At 35.4% G+C, this 23,812-nt stretch carries 29 protein-coding genes and 1 tRNA gene; 27 read left to right on the top strand and 3 right to left on the bottom strand.

Annotation, left to right across the window (positions count from 1 at the left end):
• Positions 1–75 precede the first annotated feature (75 nt).
• The 6 genes from ACKI44_RS05515 to ACKI44_RS05490 all read left to right on the top strand — a co-directional run bounded on the left by ACKI44_RS05515 (position 76) and on the right by ACKI44_RS05490 (position 3,388).
• Entirely contained in the window at positions 76–636 is a 561-nt protein-coding gene (locus tag ACKI44_RS05515; RefSeq protein WP_407422336.1) for an adenylate kinase, read from the top strand.
• Positions 637–646: 10 nt separating this feature from the next.
• Positions 647–1,225 (top strand): DUF106 domain-containing protein, encoded by a 579-nt coding sequence (locus tag ACKI44_RS05510; protein ID WP_407422334.1) that lies wholly within the window; start codon positions 647–649, stop codon positions 1,223–1,225.
• 119 nt (positions 1,226–1,344) lie between these two features.
• Positions 1,345–1,611: a 50S ribosomal protein L34e gene (locus tag ACKI44_RS05505; protein ID WP_407422332.1), complete on the top strand. Its 267-nt coding sequence runs from the start codon at positions 1,345–1,347 to the stop codon at positions 1,609–1,611.
• Entirely contained in the window at positions 1,611–2,132 is a 522-nt protein-coding gene (gene cmk, locus ACKI44_RS05500) for a (d)CMP kinase (protein ID WP_407422330.1), read from the top strand. Before ACKI44_RS05505 ends, cmk begins: the two co-directional genes overlap by 1 nt.
• On the top strand, positions 2,133–2,354 hold the full coding sequence (locus ACKI44_RS05495; RefSeq protein WP_407422328.1) for a 50S ribosomal protein L14e: 222 nt from the start codon (positions 2,133–2,135) through the stop codon (positions 2,352–2,354).
• Between the two features lie 68 nt (positions 2,355–2,422).
• Positions 2,423–3,388 carry an RNA-guided pseudouridylation complex pseudouridine synthase subunit Cbf5 gene (locus ACKI44_RS05490; protein ID WP_407422326.1) on the top strand — a complete coding sequence of 322 codons (966 nt, stop codon included), beginning with the start codon at positions 2,423–2,425 and terminating at the stop codon, positions 3,386–3,388.
• Between the two features lie 176 nt (positions 3,389–3,564).
• On the opposite strand, the gene ACKI44_RS05485 is transcribed toward ACKI44_RS05490, so the two are convergent.
• Together ACKI44_RS05485 and ACKI44_RS05480 are read right to left on the bottom strand one after the other, a co-directional pair.
• The gene (locus ACKI44_RS05485; RefSeq protein WP_407422324.1) at positions 3,565–5,349 is read right to left on the bottom strand and encodes a DUF2207 domain-containing protein; all 1,785 of its coding nucleotides are present in this window, start codon (positions 5,347–5,349) and stop codon (positions 3,565–3,567) included.
• Between the two features lie 11 nt (positions 5,350–5,360).
• Positions 5,361–5,852 (bottom strand): LemA family protein, encoded by a 492-nt coding sequence (locus ACKI44_RS05480; RefSeq protein WP_407422342.1) that lies wholly within the window; start codon positions 5,850–5,852, stop codon positions 5,361–5,363.
• A 306-nt stretch (positions 5,853–6,158) separates the two neighbouring features.
• Between ACKI44_RS05480 and ACKI44_RS05475 the strand changes: the two genes are divergently transcribed.
• The 19 genes from ACKI44_RS05475 to idsA all read left to right on the top strand — a co-directional run bounded on the left by ACKI44_RS05475 (position 6,159) and on the right by idsA (position 18,672).
• Positions 6,159–6,243: transfer RNA gene (locus ACKI44_RS05475), tRNA-Ser, on the top strand.
• A gap of 196 nt (positions 6,244–6,439) precedes the next feature.
• Positions 6,440–6,883 (top strand): 30S ribosomal protein S13, encoded by a 444-nt coding sequence (locus ACKI44_RS05470; RefSeq protein WP_407422322.1) that lies wholly within the window; start codon positions 6,440–6,442, stop codon positions 6,881–6,883.
• Positions 6,884–6,936: 53 nt separating this feature from the next.
• Positions 6,937–7,476 carry a 30S ribosomal protein S4 gene (locus tag ACKI44_RS05465; protein ID WP_407422320.1) on the top strand — a complete coding sequence of 180 codons (540 nt, stop codon included), beginning with the start codon at positions 6,937–6,939 and terminating at the stop codon, positions 7,474–7,476.
• An 11-nt stretch (positions 7,477–7,487) separates the two neighbouring features.
• Positions 7,488–7,880, top strand: coding sequence for a 30S ribosomal protein S11 (locus ACKI44_RS05460; RefSeq protein WP_042694547.1), 393 nt, complete (start codon positions 7,488–7,490; stop codon positions 7,878–7,880).
• 15 nt (positions 7,881–7,895) lie between these two features.
• Complete coding sequence (locus tag ACKI44_RS05455; protein WP_407422318.1) at positions 7,896–8,720, top strand: DNA-directed RNA polymerase subunit D; 825 nt, start codon at positions 7,896–7,898, stop codon at positions 8,718–8,720.
• 3 nt (positions 8,721–8,723) lie between these two features.
• The gene (locus ACKI44_RS05450; protein ID WP_407422316.1) at positions 8,724–9,089 is read left to right on the top strand and encodes a 50S ribosomal protein L18e; all 366 of its coding nucleotides are present in this window, start codon (positions 8,724–8,726) and stop codon (positions 9,087–9,089) included.
• Positions 9,090–9,103: 14 nt separating this feature from the next.
• Positions 9,104–9,526, top strand: coding sequence for a 50S ribosomal protein L13 (locus ACKI44_RS05445; protein WP_407422340.1), 423 nt, complete (start codon positions 9,104–9,106; stop codon positions 9,524–9,526).
• 18 nt (positions 9,527–9,544) lie between these two features.
• On the top strand, positions 9,545–9,946 hold the full coding sequence (locus ACKI44_RS05440; protein ID WP_407422314.1) for a 30S ribosomal protein S9: 402 nt from the start codon (positions 9,545–9,547) through the stop codon (positions 9,944–9,946).
• A 50-nt stretch (positions 9,947–9,996) separates the two neighbouring features.
• The gene (locus tag ACKI44_RS05435; RefSeq protein WP_303737508.1) at positions 9,997–10,167 is read left to right on the top strand and encodes a DNA-directed RNA polymerase subunit N; all 171 of its coding nucleotides are present in this window, start codon (positions 9,997–9,999) and stop codon (positions 10,165–10,167) included.
• 57 nt (positions 10,168–10,224) lie between these two features.
• Positions 10,225–10,431, top strand: coding sequence for a DNA-directed RNA polymerase subunit K (locus tag ACKI44_RS05430; RefSeq protein WP_303737509.1), 207 nt, complete (start codon positions 10,225–10,227; stop codon positions 10,429–10,431).
• Positions 10,432–10,562: 131 nt separating this feature from the next.
• The gene (gene eno / locus ACKI44_RS05425) at positions 10,563–11,807 is read left to right on the top strand and encodes a phosphopyruvate hydratase (RefSeq protein ID WP_407422311.1); all 1,245 of its coding nucleotides are present in this window, start codon (positions 10,563–10,565) and stop codon (positions 11,805–11,807) included.
• A 16-nt stretch (positions 11,808–11,823) separates the two neighbouring features.
• The gene (locus tag ACKI44_RS05420) at positions 11,824–12,018 is read left to right on the top strand and encodes a 4Fe-4S dicluster domain-containing protein (protein WP_407422309.1); all 195 of its coding nucleotides are present in this window, start codon (positions 11,824–11,826) and stop codon (positions 12,016–12,018) included.
• Positions 12,019–12,043: 25 nt separating this feature from the next.
• Entirely contained in the window at positions 12,044–12,643 is a 600-nt protein-coding gene (gene rpsB, locus ACKI44_RS05415; RefSeq protein WP_407422307.1) for a 30S ribosomal protein S2, read from the top strand.
• A gap of 9 nt (positions 12,644–12,652) precedes the next feature.
• Entirely contained in the window at positions 12,653–13,501 is an 849-nt protein-coding gene (amrB, locus tag ACKI44_RS05410) for an AmmeMemoRadiSam system protein B (protein ID WP_407422305.1), read from the top strand.
• Positions 13,502–13,509: 8 nt separating this feature from the next.
• On the top strand, positions 13,510–14,472 hold the full coding sequence (mvk, locus tag ACKI44_RS05405) for a mevalonate kinase (protein ID WP_407422303.1): 963 nt from the start codon (positions 13,510–13,512) through the stop codon (positions 14,470–14,472).
• 5 nt (positions 14,473–14,477) lie between these two features.
• Entirely contained in the window at positions 14,478–15,275 is a 798-nt protein-coding gene (locus tag ACKI44_RS05400; RefSeq protein ID WP_407422301.1) for an isopentenyl phosphate kinase, read from the top strand.
• A 2-nt stretch (positions 15,276–15,277) separates the two neighbouring features.
• Positions 15,278–16,324, top strand: coding sequence for a type 2 isopentenyl-diphosphate Delta-isomerase (gene fni / locus ACKI44_RS05395; protein WP_407422299.1), 1,047 nt, complete (start codon positions 15,278–15,280; stop codon positions 16,322–16,324).
• Positions 16,325–16,331: 7 nt separating this feature from the next.
• On the top strand, positions 16,332–17,675 hold the full coding sequence (locus ACKI44_RS05390) for an RNase J family beta-CASP ribonuclease (protein WP_407422338.1): 1,344 nt from the start codon (positions 16,332–16,334) through the stop codon (positions 17,673–17,675).
• A 10-nt stretch (positions 17,676–17,685) separates the two neighbouring features.
• Positions 17,686–18,672, top strand: coding sequence for a short chain isoprenyl diphosphate synthase IdsA (idsA, locus tag ACKI44_RS05385; protein ID WP_407422297.1), 987 nt, complete (start codon positions 17,686–17,688; stop codon positions 18,670–18,672).
• A 33-nt stretch (positions 18,673–18,705) separates the two neighbouring features.
• On the opposite strand, the gene ACKI44_RS05380 is transcribed toward idsA, so the two are convergent.
• Positions 18,706–19,362, bottom strand: a complete 657-nt coding sequence (locus ACKI44_RS05380; protein ID WP_407422295.1) for a hypothetical protein — start codon at positions 19,360–19,362, stop codon at positions 18,706–18,708.
• Between the two features lie 56 nt (positions 19,363–19,418).
• Between ACKI44_RS05380 and ACKI44_RS05375 the strand changes: the two genes are divergently transcribed.
• Both ACKI44_RS05375 and ACKI44_RS05370 read left to right on the top strand, forming a co-directional pair.
• Positions 19,419–20,207 carry an ADP-ribosylglycohydrolase family protein gene (locus tag ACKI44_RS05375; protein WP_407422293.1) on the top strand — a complete coding sequence of 263 codons (789 nt, stop codon included), beginning with the start codon at positions 19,419–19,421 and terminating at the stop codon, positions 20,205–20,207.
• 803 nt (positions 20,208–21,010) lie between these two features.
• A partial coding sequence (locus ACKI44_RS05370) for a hypothetical protein (protein ID WP_407422291.1) occupies positions 21,011–23,812 on the top strand: 2,802 nt, incomplete at its 3' end.

Raw genomic sequence — 23,812 nt, 5'->3', positions numbered from 1 at the left:
AACCCAATCCTTAGGAAAGTTTTAGGAGGAGATTAATTCTTCTCTTATTATCTTTTTAAAAAATGAGGGATTAAATTGAAATTAGTAGTATTAACAGGAATTCCAGGTTCTGGAAGTACAACTTTACTTAATAGGGCTCTTGATGAAGTCGATTATGTACATTTAAACTATGGTGACATAATGACTGAAATCGCTATTAATGAAAATATTGTTGAAGATAGGGATGAATTAAGGAAATTACCAGCTGAAACACAAAAAGAAATTCAAGCAAAGGCTGCTAAAGAAATCAAACAAAGATCTGAAGAGAACAATGTTATTGTAGATACTCACTGTACTATCAATACTCCTGCCGGTTTCTTGCCAGGTCTTCCAAAATGGGTTTTAGATGAATTGCAACCAGATCTTTTCATTTTAATTGAAGCTTATCCTGATGAAATTATTTACAGAAGATTAAATGATGACACTCGTGTTCGTGATGTGCAAAAAGCAAAAGACATTCAATTGCATCAAGAAATGAACAGGGCCACTTCAATGGCTTACGCCACATTGACCGGTGCTACTGTCAAAATCTTATCAAACCACGACAATCATTTAGATTCTTCAGTCAAAAAATTGGTAGATGTATTAAATTTATAGAGGTATGATTATGGTTGATCCAATGGGAATTGTATATCAAGCGTTGAATGCAATCTTTAATCCTATTCTTGCTTTAGACCCAAATCCGGCAAATCCGGCTTTGACAGTTTTGATTATTGCATTCATTGTGTCCTTGATTACCACCGTTGCAAACAAGTATCTGGTGGATCAAGATGAATTGAATGAGCAACAGGCTGAAATGAAAGAGTTTAATGCTAGATTAAGAGATGCTCAAAAAAGAGGAGACGGTAAAGAAGTTGCTAAACTTCAGGCCGAACAGGCTGAACTGATGAAAAACCAGACAGCAATGATGACCAATCAGTTCAAACCGATGATTGTAACTTTTGTTCCGATTATTTTAATATTTTTCTGGATGAGGTCTTCTGCAATCCATGATTTGGTAATTATTTTACCGAAAACTGTCTATTGGGTTATTTTAACTCCAGTTTGGCATTTCATTGGCAGTTTCCTGTACGGTGGTCAAGCAACTATTCCATATGGTATTGGTTGGTTGTTATGGTATATGATTTGTACCTTTGGTATGAGCCAGATTTTAAGAAAATTCTTAGGATTCAAACAAGGGTTCTAAATAGGTCATAAAACTATACATTTATTAATGATAAGAGAAATATATTATAATATTCTATATTGAATACGCTATTACACAATTATTAAATATTTATTAAAATTAAATTTATAGGTGATTAAATGCCTGCAAATAGGTTTAGATCAAGATCATATAAAAGAATTCATAAAAACACTCCCGGTGGGGAAAATGTTTTAAGATACAAAAAGAAAAAACCATCTAAGCATGTTTGTGCTGAATGTGGTGCAGTATTACATGGAGTTCCTCGTGGACGTCCATATGAAATTGGAAAATTATCAAAAACAGCAAAAAGACCTAGCCGTCCTTACGGTGGGTACTTATGCTCAAAATGTGCTCGTAAACTTTTCAAAAACGAGGCTAGAAAATAATGATAATTACAATCGGTGGGTTAGCTGGAACAGGAACAACAACTACCGCTGAACTTCTCAGCGAAAAGTTGGATATTCCTTACATCTCTGCAGGTTTCGTATTCAGGGAAATGGCTGCAGAGCATGGTATGAGCGTTCTTGAATTTAGTGAATTTGCCGAAGGTAATGATGAAATTGATAAGGAAATTGACAAAAGGCAAGCTCAAAAGGCCAAAGAAGCAGAAAATTTAATAATTGAAGGCAGGTTATCCGCATATTTTGTTGATAATGCTGATTTGAAACTTTGGTTAGTGACTCCATTTGATGTTCGATCTAAACGAATAGCTGAAAGAGAAGAAAAATCTGTTGAAGTGGCCAAAAGCGAAATCATAACTCGTGAAAAAAGTGAAGCCTTAAGATACATGGAAATCCATAACATTGACATTTCAAATATGGATATCTATGATTTAATTATAAATACTGATACTTTCAATCCTGAAAACGTATCAGAAATCATTATTCAAACATTAAAGGTGATATAAATGGCATCAATCGAAGTAGGTAGAGTATGTGTAAAAATCGCCGGTAGAGAAGCTGGCGAAAAATGTGCAATCGTTGAAATTATCGATGAAAACTTTGTGGAAGTTGTTGGTGAAGCAGTCAAAAACAGAAGATGTAACATTGCTCACTTAGAACCAACTGAAGAAACTATCGATGTTTCTGGCGACGCTGATTCTATCAAAGCAGCTTTAGCTGATTTATAGATGAATAATTAACTTTATTCATTATTTTTTACTATTTTTTATACTATTTTTTTAATAAGGTTTAATTCATGAAAACTAATTTAATTACAAAATCCAAATCAATTACAAACCCTGAATATGGTTGTAAACCTGAAGAAAGACCTATCGAAGATTATATCAGGAAAGGCGTAATTAATTTAGATAAACCATCAGGACCAACATCCCATGAAGTGGATTCCTGGGTAAAACGCATTTTAAAACTTGACAAAACAGGTCATGGAGGAACTTTAGACCCTAAGGTTACAGGTGTTTTGCCTGTAGGTTTGGCTGATGCAACCCGTGCAATTCAGTTATTGCTGACTGCTCCAAAGGAGTATGTTTGTTTGCTTACTTTTCATTCAGATGTTCCTGAAAGTGAAATCCGCCGTGTTTTTGAAGAGTTCACTGGAAAGATTTTCCAATTGCCTCCAGTAAAATCCGCTGTAAAACGTGAATTGAGAACCCGTAATGTTTATTATTCTACAATTTATGAAATCAAAGGCCGTGACGTATTGTTTAGAATAGGCTGTGAAGCAGGAACCTATGTCAGGACATACTGTCACAATATCGGTGAAGCACTGGGTGTCGGTGCCCACATGGCCGAACTTAGAAGAACCCAGGTCGGATCTTTTCGTGAACGTGAGAATCTGGTTACTTTACAGGATGTAACCGATGCATATCATTTCTGGATAGAAGACGGTGATGAATCATACCTGAGAGAAGCGATAATGCCTATGGAAAGGGCTGCAGATTATCTTCCAAAAGTCATAATTAAGGATTCCGCTGTTGATGCAATCTGTCATGGTGCTGATTTGGCAAGCGGAGGAATAGCATATATCTCAGATGACATCAAAAGAGGAGATATTGTGGCTATTGAAACTTTAAAAGGTGAATTGGTCGGTGCAGGTAATTCATTGTTTTTTGCTGATGAAATCCTTGAAGCTGAAGGCGGTTTTGTAGTAAACACTTCAAAAGTATTCATGAAACCTGACATTTATCCAAGACTCTGGAAATAACTTTCATTTTTTTTCATTTTCAGTTATTTATTTTATACTTTAATATTTTACTTTATTTTTAAATGGTTGTATTTTTCATTTAATGAAATCAATTATTATTTTCTTAATTTTGCTATGTGTGATGTATAGATGTAAGGATTAATTAAAAGTAAATGGTGAGGTTTTTGGGTGGGAAGCTAGAAAGCTCCTCCACCTCCACCACCGGAACCTCCTCCGATGCTGCCGATTCCACCACCGTCGGATGATGGGTTTGCTGCTGATACTCCTGTGTTGAATGCACTGTTTAGCATCACTAAACCGGAGTATGAGTGGAAACGATATAAATCGCCATAGTAATAGTCATCATCATGCACTGCAGGTTCATGGAGTTTCATGGATTCATAAACCTTATCGGCTACTCCAAGAGCGGTTCCATAAACGAGGTACTTGTTCCAGACAACTATTGATTCCGGAGGGTGTTCTTTAATTAAACTGTTGTCTGATAAAAACTTCTTGAAGTTTTTCCATTTGAGATAGTAGACACGGCCCTCAGGAGTCCATTGTCCAAAAATATCGTCAGGGATAAAGAGAAGTGCAACTGACAATATGCCTATGAATATGGATACATAAAACAATGTCCCTGATGCAGGATGGTCTGAAAAGCTGCATACAATGAATAATATTACAGCGATAATTATTCCGAATATTGAATATGCTGTACTAAAGCTGCTTCCTGTATCATTGAAGTATTTGGATAGTCTGTTTTCTCCAATTTCCTCTTTTTCTACAATTTCTTTCCATTCATCAAATTTGGATACAAACAATTTGCCGTTGTATTCATTGTTTAACTTGGAAGACAATTGACTGACGTTCAATATGCCGTCAGCACTGAATGTTTCAAGTAAGCTGTAAGCGCTTTTTTCGCTTCTGGACATTTCATTGAATTTGCCGTCATCGAATTCCAGAATCAAATCTGAAGTATGCTCTGCTTCCACAACATCCATTTTCAATATTTTCCGGTCAATCAGGTCCATTATTGTAGCTTCAAATCCTTTCATGTCCGGTTTTCCAATGCTGTTTCTGTTAAGAAGCGCATTAACGACAGCAGGTGAATCGTCTGTCGGCAGTTCCCTTTCATAAATGCCATTATAATTAACTTTAGGTTCTCTGCCGTATTTCAGATAAACGGCAATCAATGATAATGGTGAAAGAAGACATAGTGTGGACAATCCGTTAAATACAGTACCCCAGAAGTTAACGTTGCCTTTATAGTCAGCCTGTTTTTGCATGATCTGGTCTTTGGCATCGGCGTTAACATGTTTGGCATAAGTAGCATCTTTGAAATCATCCAACGGCATCAATACCTGCAGTTCATAAAATTTACCTTTTGGAATGTTTTTTGTTTCCACATGTATTGTGTCTCCATTTAGGGAATCGCTTGAACTGAAATATTCCGGATTCAAATAATATTGATTGTCTTTATTTCCCGGCAAATGTATGTTTGCAGTTATCTTTTCGATATCACAATCCCAGTTTTCTCCCCATAGCTTGTATTGAAGAGATCCTATATCATTATATAGTGTTACAACATTTTTCATTGAGTATGAGTATTTTACGGTCACTTCCTGGTCATGAATTTTTTTGGTATGGCCTTCATCTGCCCATAAATAAACGGTTATACGTTTTTGCCCATTATCTCTGTCGGATACCTTAAATTCTCCATAGGCACCGTCAACCGTAACATTGACATCTTCTATGCTTTCACCGCTTTTCAGGGGAATATCACGATAGACTCCATTGAACGTTCCGTCAAAGGAATAGGTATAACTTTCATTGACGCTTAAAATTCCGTTGTCATTAACGGTAAGGTCAATTATTGCATCTATAATGCTGTAATCTCGGTCTTCTGCATAAATTGCATTAGCTGTAGACAATATCACCAACGATAATATTATGGCCACAGCTATTTTTTTATGGTTCATGGCATTCACCATTAGAATTCTACTTTCGGTACTTCCCTTGATTCCGTATCTGTTTCAAAGAATTCTGATTCTTTAAATCCAAACAATCTTGCAAGCAAGTTTGATGGGAATTGCTGACATGCGTTATTATACATTAACACGGTGTCGTTATAGAACTGTCTTGAATAAGCGATTTTGTTTTCAGTGTCACTTAATTCGGATTGCAGTTCCTGGAAGTTGCTGTTGGCTTTTAAGTCCGGATAGTTTTCAGCAACTGCAAATAATGTTTTTAATGCACCGGTCAATTGGTTGTCTGCTTCACTTGTTTCTTTCACGGTGGATGCATTCATTACATTGCTGCGTGCTTTTGTCACTTCTTCAAGGACTCCTTTTTCGTGTGAAGCATAACCCTTTACGGTTTCCACTAAATTTGGTATTAAATCATTTCTTCTTTTTAATTGAACGTCAATCTGTGCAAAAGAGTTTTTAACTCTGTTTCTTAAACTAACTAATCTGTTATACATATGAACTATTGTAAAAATAACAAAAATAATTAGTACAATTACTATTATGGTAACAATCCAATCCATTTTATCACCATTATATTATATATTAATATTGGGTAAAATATTTTTAGATTTGTTTGAAAAAATTTTATATTGATTTGGGATTTAATTTTTGAATTATTCCATTTCTTTTTTTCAATTTTTTAGATTTTTTCTTTAAAATCTTATTTTAAACAATACCTTTATATACTTTAATCATTATATATTATTGTATCATGTTACATAGTGTAATATGTGTGCAAGTATTTTTTTAGAGCTAGTTGTGCCGAGATAGTCTAGCCTGGTAAGGCGCGAGACTGGAAATCTCGTGGGCGTTTTGCCCTCCTGGGTTCAAATCCCAGTCTCGGCGCTTATTAGTTTTTAACAACTTATTTTTTTAATTAATTTAATTAATTAAACATATTGTTAAACTGATATTTTTTTGCACTCTTAGTTATCTTAACTAAGTTTATAATTGTTGAAAGAACTGTGTTTTGAGAAATTCAAAACATTCGAATCTATTATTTTACGTCTCGTAGGTTCGCTCTATAAATGGAGGTTATTTAATGGAAGACGAATTTAAGCACTTGGTGCGTATTTCTAGAAAGGATGTAGATGGTAATAAAACCATCGAGCACGCTTTAACTGATATTAAAGGTGTAGGATTATCTTTATCTAAAACTATATGCCGTGTATTAGACTTAGATTTAAATTCTAAAATCGGTTATATTGCTGATGAAGATGTTACAAAAATTGAAGAGATTATAGAAGATCCTAAAGCATTTGACATTCCATCCTGGATGTTAAATCGTAGGGAAGACTATGTAACTGGTGAAGACATTCACTTAATCGAATCTGATCTTGACATGACTTTAAGAGATGATTTAAACAGAATGAAAAAGACCAGAAGTTACAAAGGAAGAAGACACGAAGTTGGTTTACCTGTCAGAGGTCAAAGAACCAAATCTACTTTCAGAAAAAGTGCTTCAGTTGGTGTAAGACGTTCATAAGCATAAACGCTATTTTTAATATAAATTATTTATTTAGATAAGGAGATGTTTTAATGGGTCAACCAAGAAAATCAAGGAAAAAGTATAATACACCACCACATCCTTGGAATGCAGAAAGAATTAAAGATGAAAATAAATTAATGACTAAATACGGCTTAAAAAACAAAAAAGAAATTTGGAAAGCTGACACATTAGTTAGAAGATATCGTAGGGAAGCAAGATACTTACTCGGTTTCTCAAGCGATCAAATGCAAGAAGAAAAATTAGAATTATTAGGACACTTAGCTAGAACCGGTGTTTTGCCTGAAAACGCTGCAATCGAAGATATCTTAGGTTTAACTGTCGAAGATATCTTAAGAAGAAGATTACAAACTATTGTATACAGAAAAGGTTTAGCTCGTACTCCTAAAGAAGCTAGAATGTTTGTTGTACACGGTCACATAGCTTTAGACGGTAAAAAAATCAACTCCCCAAGTTATGTAGTATTAAAAGGTCAGGAAGAAGAAATTGGATTCTACCGTTCTTCACCTGTAGCAAAACAAATTGAAGAGTACAACAACAATAAGGATAATAAAGCTAATACAGAGGAATAAAGGGTGTAATTATGGCAAAAGATGAAAAATGGGGTATAGCTAATATTTACTCATCATTCAATAACACTATTATTACTGTAACAGATATTACTGGTGCTGAAACTATTTCACAATGGTCTGGTGGTAAAGTTGTACGTGCAGACAGACAACAGGCTTCACCTTTCGCAGCTATGGCTGCAGCAACCAGAATAGCTGATGATGCTAAAGAAAAAGGATTTATTGGTTTACATATTAAAGTAAGAGCTCCTGGTGGAAACGGACCTAGAAGTCCAGGACCTGGTGCACAAGCTACTATCCGTGCTTTAGCAAGAGCTGGAATTAAAATTGGTAAGATAGAAGATATCACTCCAATTCCTCACGACGGTACTGGAAGACCTGGTGGTAAAAGAGGAAGAAGAGTATAGATGGAAGGGTTTAATATGGAGATAGAAGTAAAAAGTCAAAGCGATAATGAAATTGTTTTCATTGTTCGTGATGCAGAAGTGCCTTTTATAAATGCTATCAGAAGAGCTGCAATGGTTAATGTTCCTAAAATAGCTATTGAAGATGTGAATATTATTAAAAATGATTCAGCTATGTTTAATGAGGTACTTGCTCATAGGCTTGGTTTAACTCCTTTGGTATCTGATTTGGATGCAATTGAAGGATTATTATTGCCTGAAGATGATGGCTGGTTTGACCGTCAGGGTGTTGCATTCAGTTTAAATGAAGTCGGACCTAAGGTAGTTTATTCTAAGGATTTAATATCTTCAGACTCAAAAATTAAACCAGTATACGATACAATTCCTATTGTTAAACTTAAAAAAGATGAAGAACTCATTGTAGAAGCTTATGCAAAAGTAGGTTACGGTAAAAACCATGTCAAATGGATGCCAACCACTGTCTGTGCATATAAACAGTATCCTGAAATTACCTTCAATGATGAGGTGGACATTGATTATGACTGTGCTGATGCATGTCCTAGAGGTGTCTTAAAATCAGATAAAAGATCTAAAAAGATTAAAATCTTGGATATTGAAAACTGTGCTATGTGTAAAAGTTGTGTAAGGGCTTCTATTAACAGGGCTGCTGCAAACGGAGCACCTGACAAAAGTTACATTAACGTAGGATATCGTGAAAATGATTTCATATTTAGAATTGAAACTGATGGAGCAATGCCTCCTAAAGAGGTATTATTAAAAGCTTGTGATAAATTAGGTGAAAAAGCAGAAAAATTTATCAGTTTTAGTGAGAAGGAGGAGTAAATAATGGTTAAGAAAATTATCAAAACTAATCCTAACCTTATTGAACTTATTAATAAACTTAATAAACAATCAAAAAGTGAAGATGCAGCTATTTGGAAAGATGTTGCTAATAGACTCGGTAGGTCAAATAGAAGAACTGCAGAAGTAAACTTATCCGATATTAACAGACATGCTGATGCAGATGAAACTATTTTAGTACCTGGTAAAGTTTTATCTAATGGTGAATTAGACAAAAAAGTAAATGTTGTAGCATTAAAATTCTCAGCTAAAGCACAGGAAAAAATCGAAAGTGCAGGTGGAGAATGCATCTCAATTGATGAGATAATCGAAACTAATCCTAAAGGATCAAACATTAGGATCATTGAATAAGGGTGTTAAAGATGATGATTATTGACGGAGAAGGATGCGTTTTAGGAAGATTAGCTAGTATTACTAGTAAAAATCTTTTAGAAGGCGAAGAAGTAGTAATTCTTAATGCTGAAAAAATTATGTTAACTGGAAACAGGGATTGGGCTTACGCTAAATACAAACAAAGAGTGGACAGAGCAAGTATCTCTAACCCTCGTGATTTAGGTCCTAAATATCCTAGAAGACCAGATGATATATTTAGAAGAACTGTAAGAGGAATGTTACCTTTCAAAAAATCAAAAGGTAAAACCGCATTTAAAGGTTTAAAAGCATTTGTCGGCGTACCTGCTGAATATGCTGATGCAGAACTCCAAGCAGTTCCTGAAGCAGAATACAAAGATCTCAAAAAAGGTATCGAATTAGGAGAAATCTCCAAACTTTTAGGAGCTACCTTTTAGATAAATGGATGTGTGATTATGGTTAAAGTTATTCATACAAGTGGAAAACGTAAAACAGCTATTGCTCGTGGTACCGTTAAAGAAGGAACCGGTAAAGTTAGAATTAACAGAGTTCCTTTAGAACTTTACTCTCCAGAGCTTGCTAATTTAAAATTACAAGAACCTTTAAAATTAGCTGGTGACTTAGCTAACGAAGTTGACATTAACATCAATGTTGTTGGTGGAGGAGTAATGGGCCAAGCAGAAGCTGCACGTATGGTTATTGCAAAAGGACTTGTACAATGGTCACAAGATATGGATTTAAAAGAAAAATTCATTCAATACGACAGAACTATGTTAGTAGGTGACCCTAGACGTTCAGAACCTAAAAAATACGGTGGTCCTGGAGCAAGAGCACGTAAACAAAAAAGTTACAGATAATTTTATTCTGTACTTTTATATTTTATTAAAATTTATAAAAGATGATTTAAATGATTCCTATAAGATGTTTAAGTTGTGGAAAACCTGTATCAGCTCATTTTGATGAGTACAATCGTAGAATTGCAGCTGGAGAAAAATCTAAAGATATTTTAGATGATTTAGGTTTAACCAGATACTGTTGTAGAAGAATGTTGATTTCTCATGTGGAAACATGGGAGTAGATTTTACAAGTTGTAGGGATATTGTTAAAATAAAATTACTCTTGGTAAAATAAAACTTTGGAAGTAATATTTATGGAAATGGAAGAATTAACAAGATTTGAACAAGCTAGACTTCTTGGGGCTAGAGCAATTCAAATATCTATGGGTGCAAAACCAAAAGTTGAACTTGGCGACTCCTTAGACCCTATTGATATTGCTTATAAAGAACTTAAAGAAGGAGTTTTACCATTAGATGTTATAAAAAATGAAGAATTGAATAAATAGTTAATCTATTTATTCTAATTAAATTTATTAAAAAAATAAAAAATACCATAATAACTCTATAAAGAAACTTACTGATTTTTAAGGGCTATAGGTTATGTGGTAACAAATCAACTGACACTGAGGTGTTTTTTTTGGATAGTATAATAGAAGATGTCCAAGTTCGTAAAATTCTGGATAGCAGAGGAAACCCAACTGTTGAAGTGGACGTAACCACTTGGAACGGTTTTGGCAGAGCAGCTGCGCCTAGTGGAGCGAGTACTGGTTCAAGAGAAGTGGTCTCATTTCCCGAAGGTGGGGTAGATGTTATTGTAAGCGAAGTTGAAGACTTTATTGCTTCAGAGCTTATTGGTATGGATGCTAATGACATTACTACTATCGATGAAGTATTAAGAGAAGTGGACGGAACTGAAAACTTGTCAGCTATCGGTGGAAATACTACTGTAGCAGTTTCAATGGCTGTTGCTAAAGCGGCTGCTGCTTCATCCAACATTCCGTTATATAGATATTTAGGTGGTAATTGGGTTAATGAATTACCGTATCCTTTAGGAAATATGATGAATGGTGGAGCTCATGCAGGCATTAATGCACCGGATATTCAGGAATTTTTGGTTGTTCCTATTGGGGCTCAAAATATTGTTGAGGCAATTTTTGCTAATGCTTCTGTTCACAAAAGATTAAAAGAACTTATCCAATCCAAAGACTCCAATTTCACTGGTGGAAAAGGAGACGAAGGTGGATGGGTTCCAAACATTACTAATGATGATGCTTTAGAAATTCAAGCTAAGGCATGTGAAGACGTTGGTGATGAATTAGGTCTTGAAATCAGACCTTCTCTAGACATGGCTGCTTCTGAATTATGGGATTCAGAAAAACAGAAATATGTCTATGCTCAAGATGGTGTCCAAAGAGATACTGGAGAGCAAATTGAATTTGTAAAAGACATTATAGATACTTATAAGATGTTTTATGTCGAAGATCCATTTGACGAATCAGATTTCGAAGGTTTTGCTCAGTTAACGTCCAAGGTTGGCAATAAATGTCTTGTTTGCGGTGATGATTTATTTGTTACAAATAAGGAATTGTTGAAAAAAGGCATTGAAATGAATGCGGCAAATGCAATCATTATTAAGCCGAATCAAATCGGTTCATTATCTGAGACTTATGCGACTGTTAAATTAGCTAAACAGCATAATATCGTACCTGTAGTATCCCACAGATCAGGTGAAACAACTGATGAGACAATAGCTCATTTGGCTGTTGGTTTTGCTTCACCTATGATTAAGACAGGAGCTATCGGCGGAGAAAGAATAGCTAAATTAAATGAACTTATACGCATTGAAGAGGAACTTACAAATCCGAAAATGGGTCAATTTTAAAGAGGGGAGTTATAATATGTCAAAAATAACTATAGATTACTCAAAATGCAGAGGCGATGACTGCGCTGAATGTGCTGATGTCTGTCCTATGGAAGTTTTAGTTCTCAACGGGGATAAAATCGAAATAGTTGACCCTGACGAATGCAGTTATTGTGAAGTATGTATGGATGTATGTCCTGAAGATTGTGTAAAAATTGAAGATGACTTTTAAATAAAATTATTAAGGAGAATTAATTATGACAAACGAACTATTAATTGAATTAGACAGTTACTTAGCAGCAGGTTTACATATCGGAACCCAACAAAAAACCAGCGATATGGAAAAATACATATTCAGAGTAAGATCTGACGGTTTATATGTTTTAGATATTCAAAAAACTGATGAAAGAATCAGACAAATCGCAAAATTATTAGCAAAATACGAACCTGAAGACATTTTAGTAGTAGCTACCAGACAATACGGTCAGGCTCCTGTTAAAAAATTCGGTGAAATCACTGGTGCAACAACCATTCCTGGAAGATTCATTCCTGGAACCTTAACCAATCCTAATTACGCTAAATTCATTGAACCAAAAATCATTGTTGTAACTGACCCTAGATCAGATGCACAAGCTGTTCTTGAATCAAAACAAAACGGTATTCCTGTTATTGCATTATGTGATACTGAAAACTTACTCAGTTTTGTTGATATTGCAGTACCTGTCAACAACAAAGGTAGAAAAGCTATTGCTTTAGTTTACTGGTTACTTGCAAGACAAATTTTAAGAGAAAGAGGAGAAATTCCTGAAGACGGTGACTTAGATATCGAAGCAACTGATTTCGAACTTAAATTTTAAGTGAATTGAATGATAAGGAAACCTGCTGTAGCCGGATCATTTTATCCGAAAAACCCTGAAACTCTTAAAAAGACAATCGAGGATTGTTTTACAAGTGAGTTTGGGGTGGGATTCATTCCCGAATTAAATAATTTTGATGGTACAGATTATCCCATCAATGTTATGGTTCCGCATGCGGGTTTCATATATTCTGGCCCCGTAGCCTCTCACGGCTATTGCCAGATAGTTCAAAACGGTTTTCCTGAAGTTTTTATTATATTAAGTCCCAATCATACTGGTTATGGTAGTGAAGTTTCGGTTTTCAATGAAGGAGAATGGATTACTCCATTAGGAAACGTCAATATTGATGAAGATTTTGCAAATTCAATCATATCCTGTTCAGATGTGGCGTCAGCAGATTTTGATGCCCATTTATTTGAACATTCAATTGAAGTGCAGCTTCCTTTCTTACAGTATTTCAGCAATGACTTTTCCATAGTTCCTATTGTAATGGGTTCTCAATCCTTTTCTGCTTCCTCAGACCTTGCAAAGGCAATATTTGATTCAGCTCAAAAGTTAAATAAATCTTATTGCGTTATTGCAAGTACCGATTTATCTCATTTTAATAATCAGGAAAAGGCAAACACAGTTGATGGCTTTGTACTGGAAGATATTGAACACATGAATGAATTCAAACTTTATGAGGAAGTAATCCAGTATAATATAACCATGTGTGGTTACGGTCCGGTTATGGCCACCATCGCTCTTTCCAAAATGTCAGACAAGCATAAATGCGATATTCTGGAATATAAGACAAGCGGTGATGTAACCGGGGATTTGACTTCAGTAGTAGGATATGCGTCAGGTATTTTTAAATAGGTGTCATTATGAAAGCTATGGCTTCTGCTCCGGCAAAAATGATTTTATTTGGAGAACATTCCGTTGTTTATGGCGAACCGGCTATTGCGGGTGCCGTAAATAAAAGGGCATATGTTGAAATTAAAAAGTCATATAACGGAAAGTCTATTTTAAGATCCTACGATTTGAATTTTGAAGTTGAATTAAACACCAGAAACAAAACTTATATTTTAAAGAAAGGAAAGCCAGGTATTATTAGATATATTTTAGAAGCTTTTCATAGAGTTCATGATCATAGTCCAATTGTAATGACTTTATCTTCTGAAATACCAATCGGTTCCGGATTGGGATCATCTGCAGCAGTTACCGTTGCAACACTTGCGGCATTATACAGATACCACAACATTCGTTTCAACAAGAAATCTCTTGCCCATGATGCGCATATGGTTGAACAGGCAGTTCAGGGTGTCGCATCTCCGCTGGATACTTTGGTATCAACTTACGGAGGGCTCGTTTATTTATCAAGAAACAAAACATTCGAACCATTTAAAGTTAATTTCAATGCTCCTTTTGTTGTAGGATACACTACCAAACATGGGAATACGGGTAAAATGGTTAAGGATGTGAGGTCTCTTAAAAATAGAAATCCGAAAGTCATAAACCCGGTTATCACATCAATGGGTAATCTGACGAATTACGCTAAACAGGCAATTCTTAAAAGAGATTACAAAAAAATCGGTGAATTAATGAACATCAATCATGGATTTTTAGATGTTTTAGGTGTTAATACTGTGGAATTGTCCCGTATGGTTTATGCTGCAAGAGAATGTGGTGCAATAGGTTCAAAAATCACCGGTGCAGGTGGTGGAGGAAGTATTATAGCCCTTTGTCCGGGAAAATCCAAGGAAGTTGCTGAAGGTATTTCAAAACAGGATAATGTTTTACATGTTAATTTTACCAAACGTGGAGTTTCTTCTAGAGTTCGTATGTGATTTTCATGATTATTTTAAAAATTGGTGGCAGTATTTTAACTAACAAGGATGCACCTGAAAGTGAAGTAGATTCTCAAAGCTTAAAAAGAATCGCTTCAGAAATCAAAAGGTCTTTGGACAATTCCTCCAAGGAATTAATCATAGTTCATGGTGCAGGTTCTTTCGGCCATCCTCCTGCAAAAAAATACAAAATAGGTGAAGCTTTTGATAAAGAGGAATATCCTCAAAAAAGATTAGGCTTTTGTGAAATTCAAAATGCAGTAAAAAAACTAAACATGCTTATTTGTGAGGAATTCATATCTCAGGGTTTGCCTGTTATTGCAATTCCCGCTTCTTCATTCATGACTGCAAGTTCCAAAAGAATCACTGAAGGAAATTTGGATATTTTCAGGAATTATTTATCAAAAGGATTCGTTCCGGTAATATACGGTGATGTTGTACTGGATGAGGATTTGGAATTTTGTGTTATTTCAGGAGATCAGATTATACAATACTTATCAGGTAATTTAAATCCGGAAAAAGTTGTTTTAGGCACTGATGTAGACGGTGTTTATAACAAAAATCCCAAAACGCATGACGATGCTGTTTTTTATGAAAAATTCTCATCCATTGAAGATTTGGATGCATTGGAAGGAACCACTAACGTTGATGTAACCGGCGGTATGGTAGGTAAGATTAAGGAACTTTTATATTTGGCTGATTTAGGAATAGAATCTAAGATAATAAATGCTGAAGTTGAAGACAATATTTATAAAGTTTTAGAGAATGATGATGTTAAGGGAACTGTTATTTCAAGGAGTTAAACATGATTTCTGATAGAAAATTAGAGCATTTATTAATTTGTAAAAATTATGATGTTGAATTTAAGGATAAAACCACAGGTTTTGAAGATGTGGAATTGATACATAATGCACTTCCTGAAGTAGATAAGAATGATATTGATTTGTCCACATCAGTTTTCGGTAAAAAATTAGATTCTCCTTTGTTTATAACAGCAATCACAGGAGGCCATCCTGCTGCAAAAGAAATCAATAAACAATTAGCTATTGCTGCAGAAGATAATAATATTGCTTTGGGAGTCGGCTCTCAAAGAGCTGCATGTGAACATCCGGAATTGGCAGACACCTATTCTGTTGTTCGTGACAATGCTCCGGACTGTTTATTGGTAGGCAATATCGGCGCACCCCAATTGAATCTGGCCAATAAGGCTGTTGAAATTTTGGATGCGGATATTTTAGCCATTCATCTCAATCCTCTTCAGGAATCAATTCAGCCTGAAGGCGATTTGGATGCCAGAGGATATCTGGAATTAATTTCCAAGATTACTGACGTGGTCGATATTCCTGTCATGGCAAAAGAAACAGGATGTGGAATATCTGCAGAAACCGCAAAACAGCTGGTCGATGCAGGAATCAGTTTCATAGATATTGAAGGTGCCGGCGGAACAAGCTGGGCTGCCGTTGAAACATATAGGGCAGAAGACAGATATTACGGTGAATTATTCTGGGATTGGGGAATTCCAACTGCTATTTCAACTGCAGAAGTTGTCAATAGTGTTGACGTTCCGGTCATTTCATCCGGAGGCATCAGATCAGGTCTTGAAGCTGCCAAAGCCATTGCTCTTGGAGCGGACAGTGTGGGTATGGCCTTACCATTTTTGAAAAAATCAATTTCACAGGAAGAATTAAATCATTTTATCAATAAATTCAATGATTCTTTAAGGATAGCCATGTTTTTAGTTGGAGCTAATAATATTGAAGAATTGAAACAATCAAAATTAGTTATTCGTGGAAAAACAAAAGAATGGCTAAATGAACGAGGAATTAACACTAAGAATTATTCAAGGAGATAGGAAACATATGAGCGTTGAAGTAATCGCAATAGGAGGATATCAGGAAGTCGGTAAAAACATGACTGCTGTCAAGATCGGCGATGATGTTATTATTTTTGATATGGGTATTCATCTTGACAGAATTAGCATGCATGAAGATACAGATATTGACAGAATGCATAGCCTAGATTTAATTGAAAGGGGAGTTATTCCGGACGATACATTAATGAAAGACGTTGACGGTAAAGTAAAAGGAATAGTTTTCTCCCACGGTCACTTGGACCACATTGGAGCTGTAGCCAAATTGGCTCACAGATATGATGCACCGTTAATTGGAACACCATATACAGCTGCGTTAATTGAAAAACAAATAAAAGGTGAACGTAAATTCAAAGTAAACAATCCGATTAAGGTTTTAAATCCCGGAGGAAAAATAAAGCTTTCAAAAAACATTACTTTGGAATTCGTTCAGTCAACACACAGTATACCTCAAGCAGTATTTCCAGTATTGCACACTCCTGAAGGTATTATTGTTTATGCACTTGATTTTAAATTTGACAATCATCAAAAAGTATCTCCACCGCCTGATTACAGAAGATTAAAAGAATTGGGCAGAAAAGGAGTACTTGCTTTAATTGTTGAGACTACAAATGCTAAAAATTATGATGAGGTAAAGACACATTCCGAACGTATTGCACGTAATATTTTGGAAGACGTGATGAGAGGACCGTTACATGAAAAAACGGGTATGATAGTCACCACTTTTTCATCACATGTTGAAAGGGTTCAGGCAATCGCTGACATTGCTAAAAAATCACACAGGGAAATATTTTTCCTCGGAAGATCCATGGAACGTTTCTGCGGAATAGCACAAAAGCACGGAATTTTAAAATTGCCAAAGAATGCCAGTATTTATGGAAGTCCAAAAGCAGTTAACAGAGCTTTAATGGAAGCAGATGAAGCTCGTGATAAATATTTACTTGTAACAACCGGTCACCAGGGTGAACCTGATGCATTATTGCCAAGGATAGCCAGCGGAAGAACTCCATTCAATATTAAGCCTGGAGACAACGTTATTATTTCCGCACCGATTATTCCAAATCCGACAAATGCTGCAAACAGACACATTATGGAAAGAAGATTGCAGTCAAAAGGTGCCAGAATCTATCCGAACGCACACGTTTCAGGTCACGCCGGAAGAGAAGACCACAGAGAATTTTTACGTATGATAAAACCTCAGCATATCATTCCGGCACACGGAGATTTATCAATGCTTGCAGCCTACGGGGAATTGGCTGAAGAAGAAGGTTACAGAATCGGTTATGATGTTCATATTTTAAGAAATTCACAAGCGCAAGTTTTTAAAAGTTAGGAGAGATAATATGAGTGATGTAAAAGAAATATTGGGTAATTATTCATCTGACATTATTAAAACAATCGAAGATGAATTAAATGTTATTACTCCAGATAATCTTCAGGAAGCTTCAATTTATTTAACTAAAGCCGGCGGAAAAATGCTCAGACCGTCTTTAAGTTTAATAACCGCTGAAGCTGTTGGAGGTAAAAAGGAAGATGCCCTTAAAGCAGGTTCTGCAATTGAACTTATCCATACCTTTTCATTAATTCATGATGATATCATGGATGATGATGACATGAGAAGAGGTATGCCTTCAGTTCATAAGGTCTGGGGTGAAGACGTTGCAATTTTGGCAGGAGATACATTATTTTCAAAATCATTTGAAATTATCATCAACAGTGAAGGTACCTCCCATTCCCAAAACAATAAGGCTTTAGCTACTGTGGCTGATGCATGTGTAAAAATCTGTGAAGGTCAGGCATTGGATATGGGCTTTGAAGACCGTTTCGATGTATCTGAAGAAGAATACATGGAAATGATATTTAAAAAAACAGGTGCATTAATTGCCGCTGCAACCAAAGTTGGAGCCATTATGGGCGGAGCTTCCGAGGAAGTTATTGATGCAATGTATGAATACGGAAGACTCATAGGTCTTGCTTTCCAAATTCAGGATGATTATCTCGACCTTGCAAGTGATGAAGAGACTTTAGGTAAACCTATCGGTTCCGACATCGGCAAAGGCAAGATGACCATCATAGCTATCAACGGCCTTTCATCTGCAGGTGACGATAAGGATAAATTATTGGAAATCCTAAAAGATGATAATAATTCACAGGAAGATATAGATTTAGCTATTGAAATTTTAACAAAATGTGGTGCAATTGAATATGCAAGAAATCTTGCACTAGAATCTGTAAACCAGGCAAAAGAAGTACTCGAAATATTACCTGATTCTTCAAGTAAACAAGTACTTTCTGACATTGCTGATTTTGTATTAGAAAGACATTCATAACATCTTTCTAATAATATTATTTTTTTTAACCCATCATGACCAAGGAATGTATGAAGGATACTTTGACTCTTTTTCCGGAACCGGATCGCTGCTTGGAGTAGTATCGGGCTGCGGATTGGTATTCTGTTTGCTTCCTGACTGATTGGAAGCAGGCTGCCATGACCAGCTCTCCCAATTGCTTTCATTAATCGGTTCGTTTATATCTTCTTCTGTAGCATTGTCCGTTGTATTGTTGTCAATATTTTTATTCAGGACTTTTTTAAACTTGATTCCTGTGAAAACTTTTTTCAGTAAGTCCAAATTGCTTGAAGTGATGAGCAATGCGTCTCCGGTGCCCTTGTTTTCAATAAACATTGAATAGATTCCCGTAGACGTGTCACGATAAATATGCTCTTCAATTTTTTCGGAGTTCTTGATTTGATTGCTGTTAATTGACCTGATTTCACTGTTATTTCCTGATTTTTGATGTGTAATGTTCAGTTCGCTTGACGGGAACATATATCTGGTGACGCCTCCGTCAAGACGTTCCACCGTATTGTTGGTATTTGGCACATCAACAGTGCAGCTGCTGCTTATTCTTAAAGTCATAAAGCTTTCCTGATGTGAATGAACAAGCATATATGCTGTTAAACAGGCAACAACCGCTAAAATAATAACGATTAAAATAATTAAAATTTGTTTCTGTTTCATGTTAAATGATATATTTTTCAATATATTTAAATGAACTTTTTTACAAATAAATTCTCATGAAAGGTATAATAGGCACAATTTGCGGCGATATAATAGGTTCATCAAGAGAATTTGCTCCCATAAAAACAAAGGACTTTGAATTGTATGATGCATATTCCACTTTCACTGACGATACGGTAATGACTTTGGCCATTGCCTCATGGCTTATGAAAGACAAAAATTCCAGGGAAGTTTTAATATCCGAAATTAAAGAGTTCGGCTTAATGTATCCCAATGCAGGTTACGGTGGAATGTTCAGGGATTGGCTCAGTCAGGACAGTCCCGAACCCTACGGCAGCTGGGCAAACGGATCTGCAATGAGGGTTTCTCCTGTTTCATGGGTATCAGAAACATTGGAGGAATCTCAAAAACTGGCCATAATGTCTGCTGATGTTACACATAATCATCCGGAAGGCATTAAAGGGGCATTGGCTACAAACGATGCAATTTTTTTGGCCAGAAACTCCTTTACAAAAGAGGAAATCAAAAAACACATTGAAGAGAATTATCATTATGATTTAAGCAGAAAGCTTGATGACATAAGGCCTGATTATAAATTTGACGTATCATGTAAAGGTTCTGTTCCCGAATCGATAATCTGCTTTCTGGAAGCTGACGATTATGAGGATACAATAAGAAATGCGGTTTCTTTGGGCGGTGATGCAGATACCATGGCAGCCATTGCAGGAGGCATTGCCGCAGCATATTGGGACGTTCCTGATAAAATATCTTTTAAAGGCATTAAAAGATTGGATTACAATTTATTGGAAGTTTTTATAGAATTCAGGGAAAAATTCGAAAAATAGGTGGGGCATTTAAGCCCCACATTTCTTTAACTTGCTTTTTCAATGGAGTGTATTATTCACAACAAGTAATGCTTATAGGGGAGGACACAAGTTAAAGATTTTTTGTTTTCTCGGTTTATGATGATTTTATATAGCCAAGCATTACTATAGGATTTTTCATAATTGAAGTTTTTGTCTGTGGCAATAATATTTATTGCCATATTATACTTAGTCTTTTGAAGTATTTAAGCCTTTTTATTTCATTTCAGACAATATAACCTCCTTAGAGCAATATTTACTTCGCAAGGTTATTTTTCATGAGCAGGTAACTTTTTCTTTTTTAACCGCCTCATTGATTATAACTCGCCTGGAGCAATATTCATATGAAAAATAACTGCTTAATTTATTAATGATGAGGTTAATATTAATAGTTAGAGGTTGATCTCTTGTAAAAAGTCAAAAATTCCAATTGATTATTATGGTGAACTTTTATCGCATTAGTTTTTGTTTCACGTTGGATGTTTGTTATGTGGATTTTTGACTTTTTCATTCATTTTTTTTATTTAAAAATTTTCAATTTTGTTTTAATGCTAAAAACCATGTAAAAAAATAAAAAACTGTTCATTTTTGTGTTTAAAAATATAAATAACAACATTTAATTATCGGGTAAAACATAAAATATTACATCGACTGAAATGTTTTTATCAATCCATATATGTTTTTGAACATATTAATCATTTTTAAATAAGTTTAATATATGAAAAATGTATTATATTGGCAAATTTTTTGAATGTTTTAGCCGGTAATAGTAATGGGTGAAAATGATGAAATCAAAGAAATATGTGCTGGTCATGCTATCATTATTTCTGATTTTACTTGTCTTTGCAGCTTCGGCAAGCGCTGCAGATAGCAATGGAACAGAAGTATTATCAGCTGATGAATCGGCCGGTATAGCAAATGAAAAGCTTGCATTGGACTACAGTTCAGAGGTATCTGATGTAGCCAATGACAGTAATGTTATAGAAAACGATAAAGAAATTTTACAGGTTGCAAACTCTGATGATGTACTTGGGGATATTAATATAGATTATACCTTTCCAAAGACAATAGATCTGTGCAAGGACTACACATTCACTTTTAATATCCGGGTTGATGATCCAGAACAACATTGGGGTAATGGTGTCGGAAGCATAAAAATAGGGGACTATGAAAAAAAGGAATATAATCTATATTACAATTGGGGAGAGATAATTGTTAACTATGATAAATCACCAGGTTCCTTTACTGGAATTTTTGAATTTGAGGATGATTATGGAAACAAAGCTTCAACTACATTCCCAGTAACTGTCAGATCAGGACCTGGAACTATTTATGTTAACTCCTCTGCTGATTCAGGAGGAGATGGAAGTGAGGCAAGTCCATTCCAGAACATGCAATATGCTTTAGAGGCTGCCGGTGATAGTGATACAATTATGATTGCGGCCGGAACATACACTGGATACTATAATAGATGGTTGACGATTGAAAATAATAATTTAACTCTCACCAAATACGGTGACGGCGAAGCAATCTTTGATGAAGAACATTGTCGATTTTTCACTTCTTATGTTGATGCTTTAACCATAAATATTAACGGTTTAACTTTTAAAAATGCTGATTATGTATTTTATTCTGAATTTAGGGATATGAAGGATTCCACTATAAATGCCACATTTATAAATATCGGTAATGATGGTGGATGCCCAATATTCCTTAAGTCTGCAGATAATGTTGACATAACCGGGAAATTCATAAACAATCCCGGAAAACTGATTAATATAAAACAATCAAGTTCCAATGTTAAAATTCATGACGCAATTTTCATAAACAATAATGGAGATTCTCTCTTTAACATTGAAGGTTCATCCAATCAGATTACTAACTGCTGGTTTGGAAACAATGCTACAAACTACACCAGCAAACCTGATGTGGGTAACTTTGAAATGAACGATTGGCTGTTCCTGAACGCTACAGCTGATTCCAGTGAACTTGGATTAGGTGAAAGCTCAAAAATCACTTTTGATTTGTACTCATACGATTCAGGATCAACTGCCAAGTATGATGCATCAAAAATGAATCTCAAATTGGATTTGACCCAGACACTTGGTGAATTGGATAAGGATGCCGCTTCACTCGGTGAAGAAGTGGTATATACTGCTAGACAAGGTGGTGATGCTGAAGTAACTGCCACATTTGAAACAGCATCATATGCCGTAGGATTAACTAATTTTGCCGGCATCTGGTATGTTAATGGAAGCAAAACTTCCAGCGGAAACGGAAAAAGTGAAGAAAATGCATTCAAGACTTTGAGTGAAGCAATCAGTGCTGCTAGCGATGGTCAGATAATCATGATTGCATCTGGTGAATACAAAGGAAGCGATAATACAGGTTTAAGCATTAGTAAAAATTTAAACTTCATAAAATACGGTGACGGAGAAGCTATCTTTGATGCAGAAAGTTTAAGTACAATTTGGACTGTTACAGCCACATCCATAAATATAACTGGTTTAACCTTTAAAAATGGAAAATCAAGTGGCTATGGTGGTGCAATTTACTTTGGAAGCGGTCTTATTAATTCCAATATAAATGCCACATTTATTAATAACACTGCAACTTATACTGATGGAGGTGCAGCAATCTATTTCTCTGAAAATATTAATAATGTTGATATAACTGGAATATTTATAAACAACACTGGAAATAATGTGATTAAGATTTCGAATAGTGTTGGTTATAGTAATAACATCCATGACTCAATTTTTGTAAACAATAATGTTAGCGACAGCATTATTGCTGCTGCTACTTCAGGAACCCCTATTAAGGCCAATTTCAACTGGTTTGGAAACAATGCTACTAATTACTATCCAAAACCTAATATTGGGCTTGATGTGACTTTCTGGTTGTTCTTAAATGCTACAGCAGAACCTGGTGAAATTGAAGTAGATGGAAGCTCAGATGTTACTTTTAAATGGTATGCCTATGGATATGGATCAACATCTGAATATGCTAACTCAAAAATCAATATCGATTTGGCTTTATCCCAGACACTGGGAGAACTGAATCAAACTACATCTTCAATCGGTGAAAAAGTGGTATACACTGCTAAAGAAATTGGAGATGCCAGTGTAACTGCTACTTTTGAAACAGTATCAATGACAATCAGCTTAACAAATGCTGATCCTAGAACTCCTACTGAAATTAATGTCACTAACTCCACTCTTGATTTGAAAGTCAATGATGTAATTGATGCTGGTGCAACTTTGACTCCTGCCGATGCAGGCAACTTGACATACACTTCAAGCAATTCAACTGTTGCAATAGTTGAAAACGGCAAGATTAAAGCTATTGGTGAAGGTAATGCTGTAATTACAGTCAGCTTTGCTGGCGATGACCAGTACAGGCCTGCTGTTAATAAGACTATTGATGTTACTGTCACTTTGAGAGATGCAAATTGGACTTTCATTAATATGATTAGTGGTAAAGAGGAAGCGCTTGATGGTGCTTTTTTATATCTTCCATTGACTTACGTTCCTGACTGTTATGTAAAAGACGCTGATGGTGTAGGTTTACCTGCAGGCACTAATATT

The sequence above is a fragment of the Methanobrevibacter sp. genome (assembly GCF_045646205.1).
GTDB lineage: Archaea > Methanobacteriota > Methanobacteria > Methanobacteriales > Methanobacteriaceae > Methanocatella.
Note: the sequence above shows the minus strand (reverse complement) of the source record. Positions and strands in the feature narration are given on the sequence as shown.

What these genes read in the sequence shown, in the direction of transcription:
- rpsB (WP_407422307.1), top strand. Translation starts at nt 12,044, where the DNA reads ATGACAAACGAACTATTAATTGAATTAGACAGTTACTTAGCAGCAGGT.
- ACKI44_RS05470 (WP_407422322.1), top strand. Translation starts at nt 6,440, where the DNA reads ATGGAAGACGAATTTAAGCACTTGGTGCGTATTTCTAGAAAGGATGTA.
- ACKI44_RS05480 (WP_407422342.1), bottom strand. Translation starts at nt 5,852, where the DNA reads ATGTATAACAGATTAGTTAGTTTAAGAAACAGAGTTAAAAACTCTTTT.
- fni (WP_407422299.1), top strand. Translation starts at nt 15,278, where the DNA reads ATGATTTCTGATAGAAAATTAGAGCATTTATTAATTTGTAAAAATTAT.
- ACKI44_RS05460 (WP_042694547.1), top strand. Translation starts at nt 7,488, where the DNA reads ATGGCAAAAGATGAAAAATGGGGTATAGCTAATATTTACTCATCATTC.
- ACKI44_RS05420 (WP_407422309.1), top strand. Translation starts at nt 11,824, where the DNA reads ATGTCAAAAATAACTATAGATTACTCAAAATGCAGAGGCGATGACTGC.
- ACKI44_RS05400 (WP_407422301.1), top strand. Translation starts at nt 14,478, where the DNA reads ATGATTATTTTAAAAATTGGTGGCAGTATTTTAACTAACAAGGATGCA.
- ACKI44_RS05495 (WP_407422328.1), top strand. Translation starts at nt 2,133, where the DNA reads ATGGCATCAATCGAAGTAGGTAGAGTATGTGTAAAAATCGCCGGTAGA.
- amrB (WP_407422305.1), top strand. Translation starts at nt 12,653, where the DNA reads ATGATAAGGAAACCTGCTGTAGCCGGATCATTTTATCCGAAAAACCCT.
- ACKI44_RS05490 (WP_407422326.1), top strand. Translation starts at nt 2,423, where the DNA reads ATGAAAACTAATTTAATTACAAAATCCAAATCAATTACAAACCCTGAA.
- ACKI44_RS05465 (WP_407422320.1), top strand. Translation starts at nt 6,937, where the DNA reads ATGGGTCAACCAAGAAAATCAAGGAAAAAGTATAATACACCACCACAT.
- ACKI44_RS05445 (WP_407422340.1), top strand. Translation starts at nt 9,104, where the DNA reads ATGATTATTGACGGAGAAGGATGCGTTTTAGGAAGATTAGCTAGTATT.
- ACKI44_RS05455 (WP_407422318.1), top strand. Translation starts at nt 7,896, where the DNA reads ATGGAGATAGAAGTAAAAAGTCAAAGCGATAATGAAATTGTTTTCATT.
- ACKI44_RS05375 (WP_407422293.1), top strand. Translation starts at nt 19,419, where the DNA reads ATGAAAGGTATAATAGGCACAATTTGCGGCGATATAATAGGTTCATCA.
- ACKI44_RS05380 (WP_407422295.1), bottom strand. Translation starts at nt 19,362, where the DNA reads ATGAAACAGAAACAAATTTTAATTATTTTAATCGTTATTATTTTAGCG.
- ACKI44_RS05390 (WP_407422338.1), top strand. Translation starts at nt 16,332, where the DNA reads ATGAGCGTTGAAGTAATCGCAATAGGAGGATATCAGGAAGTCGGTAAA.
- ACKI44_RS05435 (WP_303737508.1), top strand. Translation starts at nt 9,997, where the DNA reads ATGATTCCTATAAGATGTTTAAGTTGTGGAAAACCTGTATCAGCTCAT.
- ACKI44_RS05440 (WP_407422314.1), top strand. Translation starts at nt 9,545, where the DNA reads ATGGTTAAAGTTATTCATACAAGTGGAAAACGTAAAACAGCTATTGCT.
- ACKI44_RS05450 (WP_407422316.1), top strand. Translation starts at nt 8,724, where the DNA reads ATGGTTAAGAAAATTATCAAAACTAATCCTAACCTTATTGAACTTATT.
- ACKI44_RS05505 (WP_407422332.1), top strand. Translation starts at nt 1,345, where the DNA reads ATGCCTGCAAATAGGTTTAGATCAAGATCATATAAAAGAATTCATAAA.
- cmk (WP_407422330.1), top strand. Translation starts at nt 1,611, where the DNA reads ATGATAATTACAATCGGTGGGTTAGCTGGAACAGGAACAACAACTACC.
- idsA (WP_407422297.1), top strand. Translation starts at nt 17,686, where the DNA reads ATGAGTGATGTAAAAGAAATATTGGGTAATTATTCATCTGACATTATT.
- ACKI44_RS05510 (WP_407422334.1), top strand. Translation starts at nt 647, where the DNA reads ATGGTTGATCCAATGGGAATTGTATATCAAGCGTTGAATGCAATCTTT.
- mvk (WP_407422303.1), top strand. Translation starts at nt 13,510, where the DNA reads ATGAAAGCTATGGCTTCTGCTCCGGCAAAAATGATTTTATTTGGAGAA.
- ACKI44_RS05485 (WP_407422324.1), bottom strand. Translation starts at nt 5,349, where the DNA reads ATGAACCATAAAAAAATAGCTGTGGCCATAATATTATCGTTGGTGATA.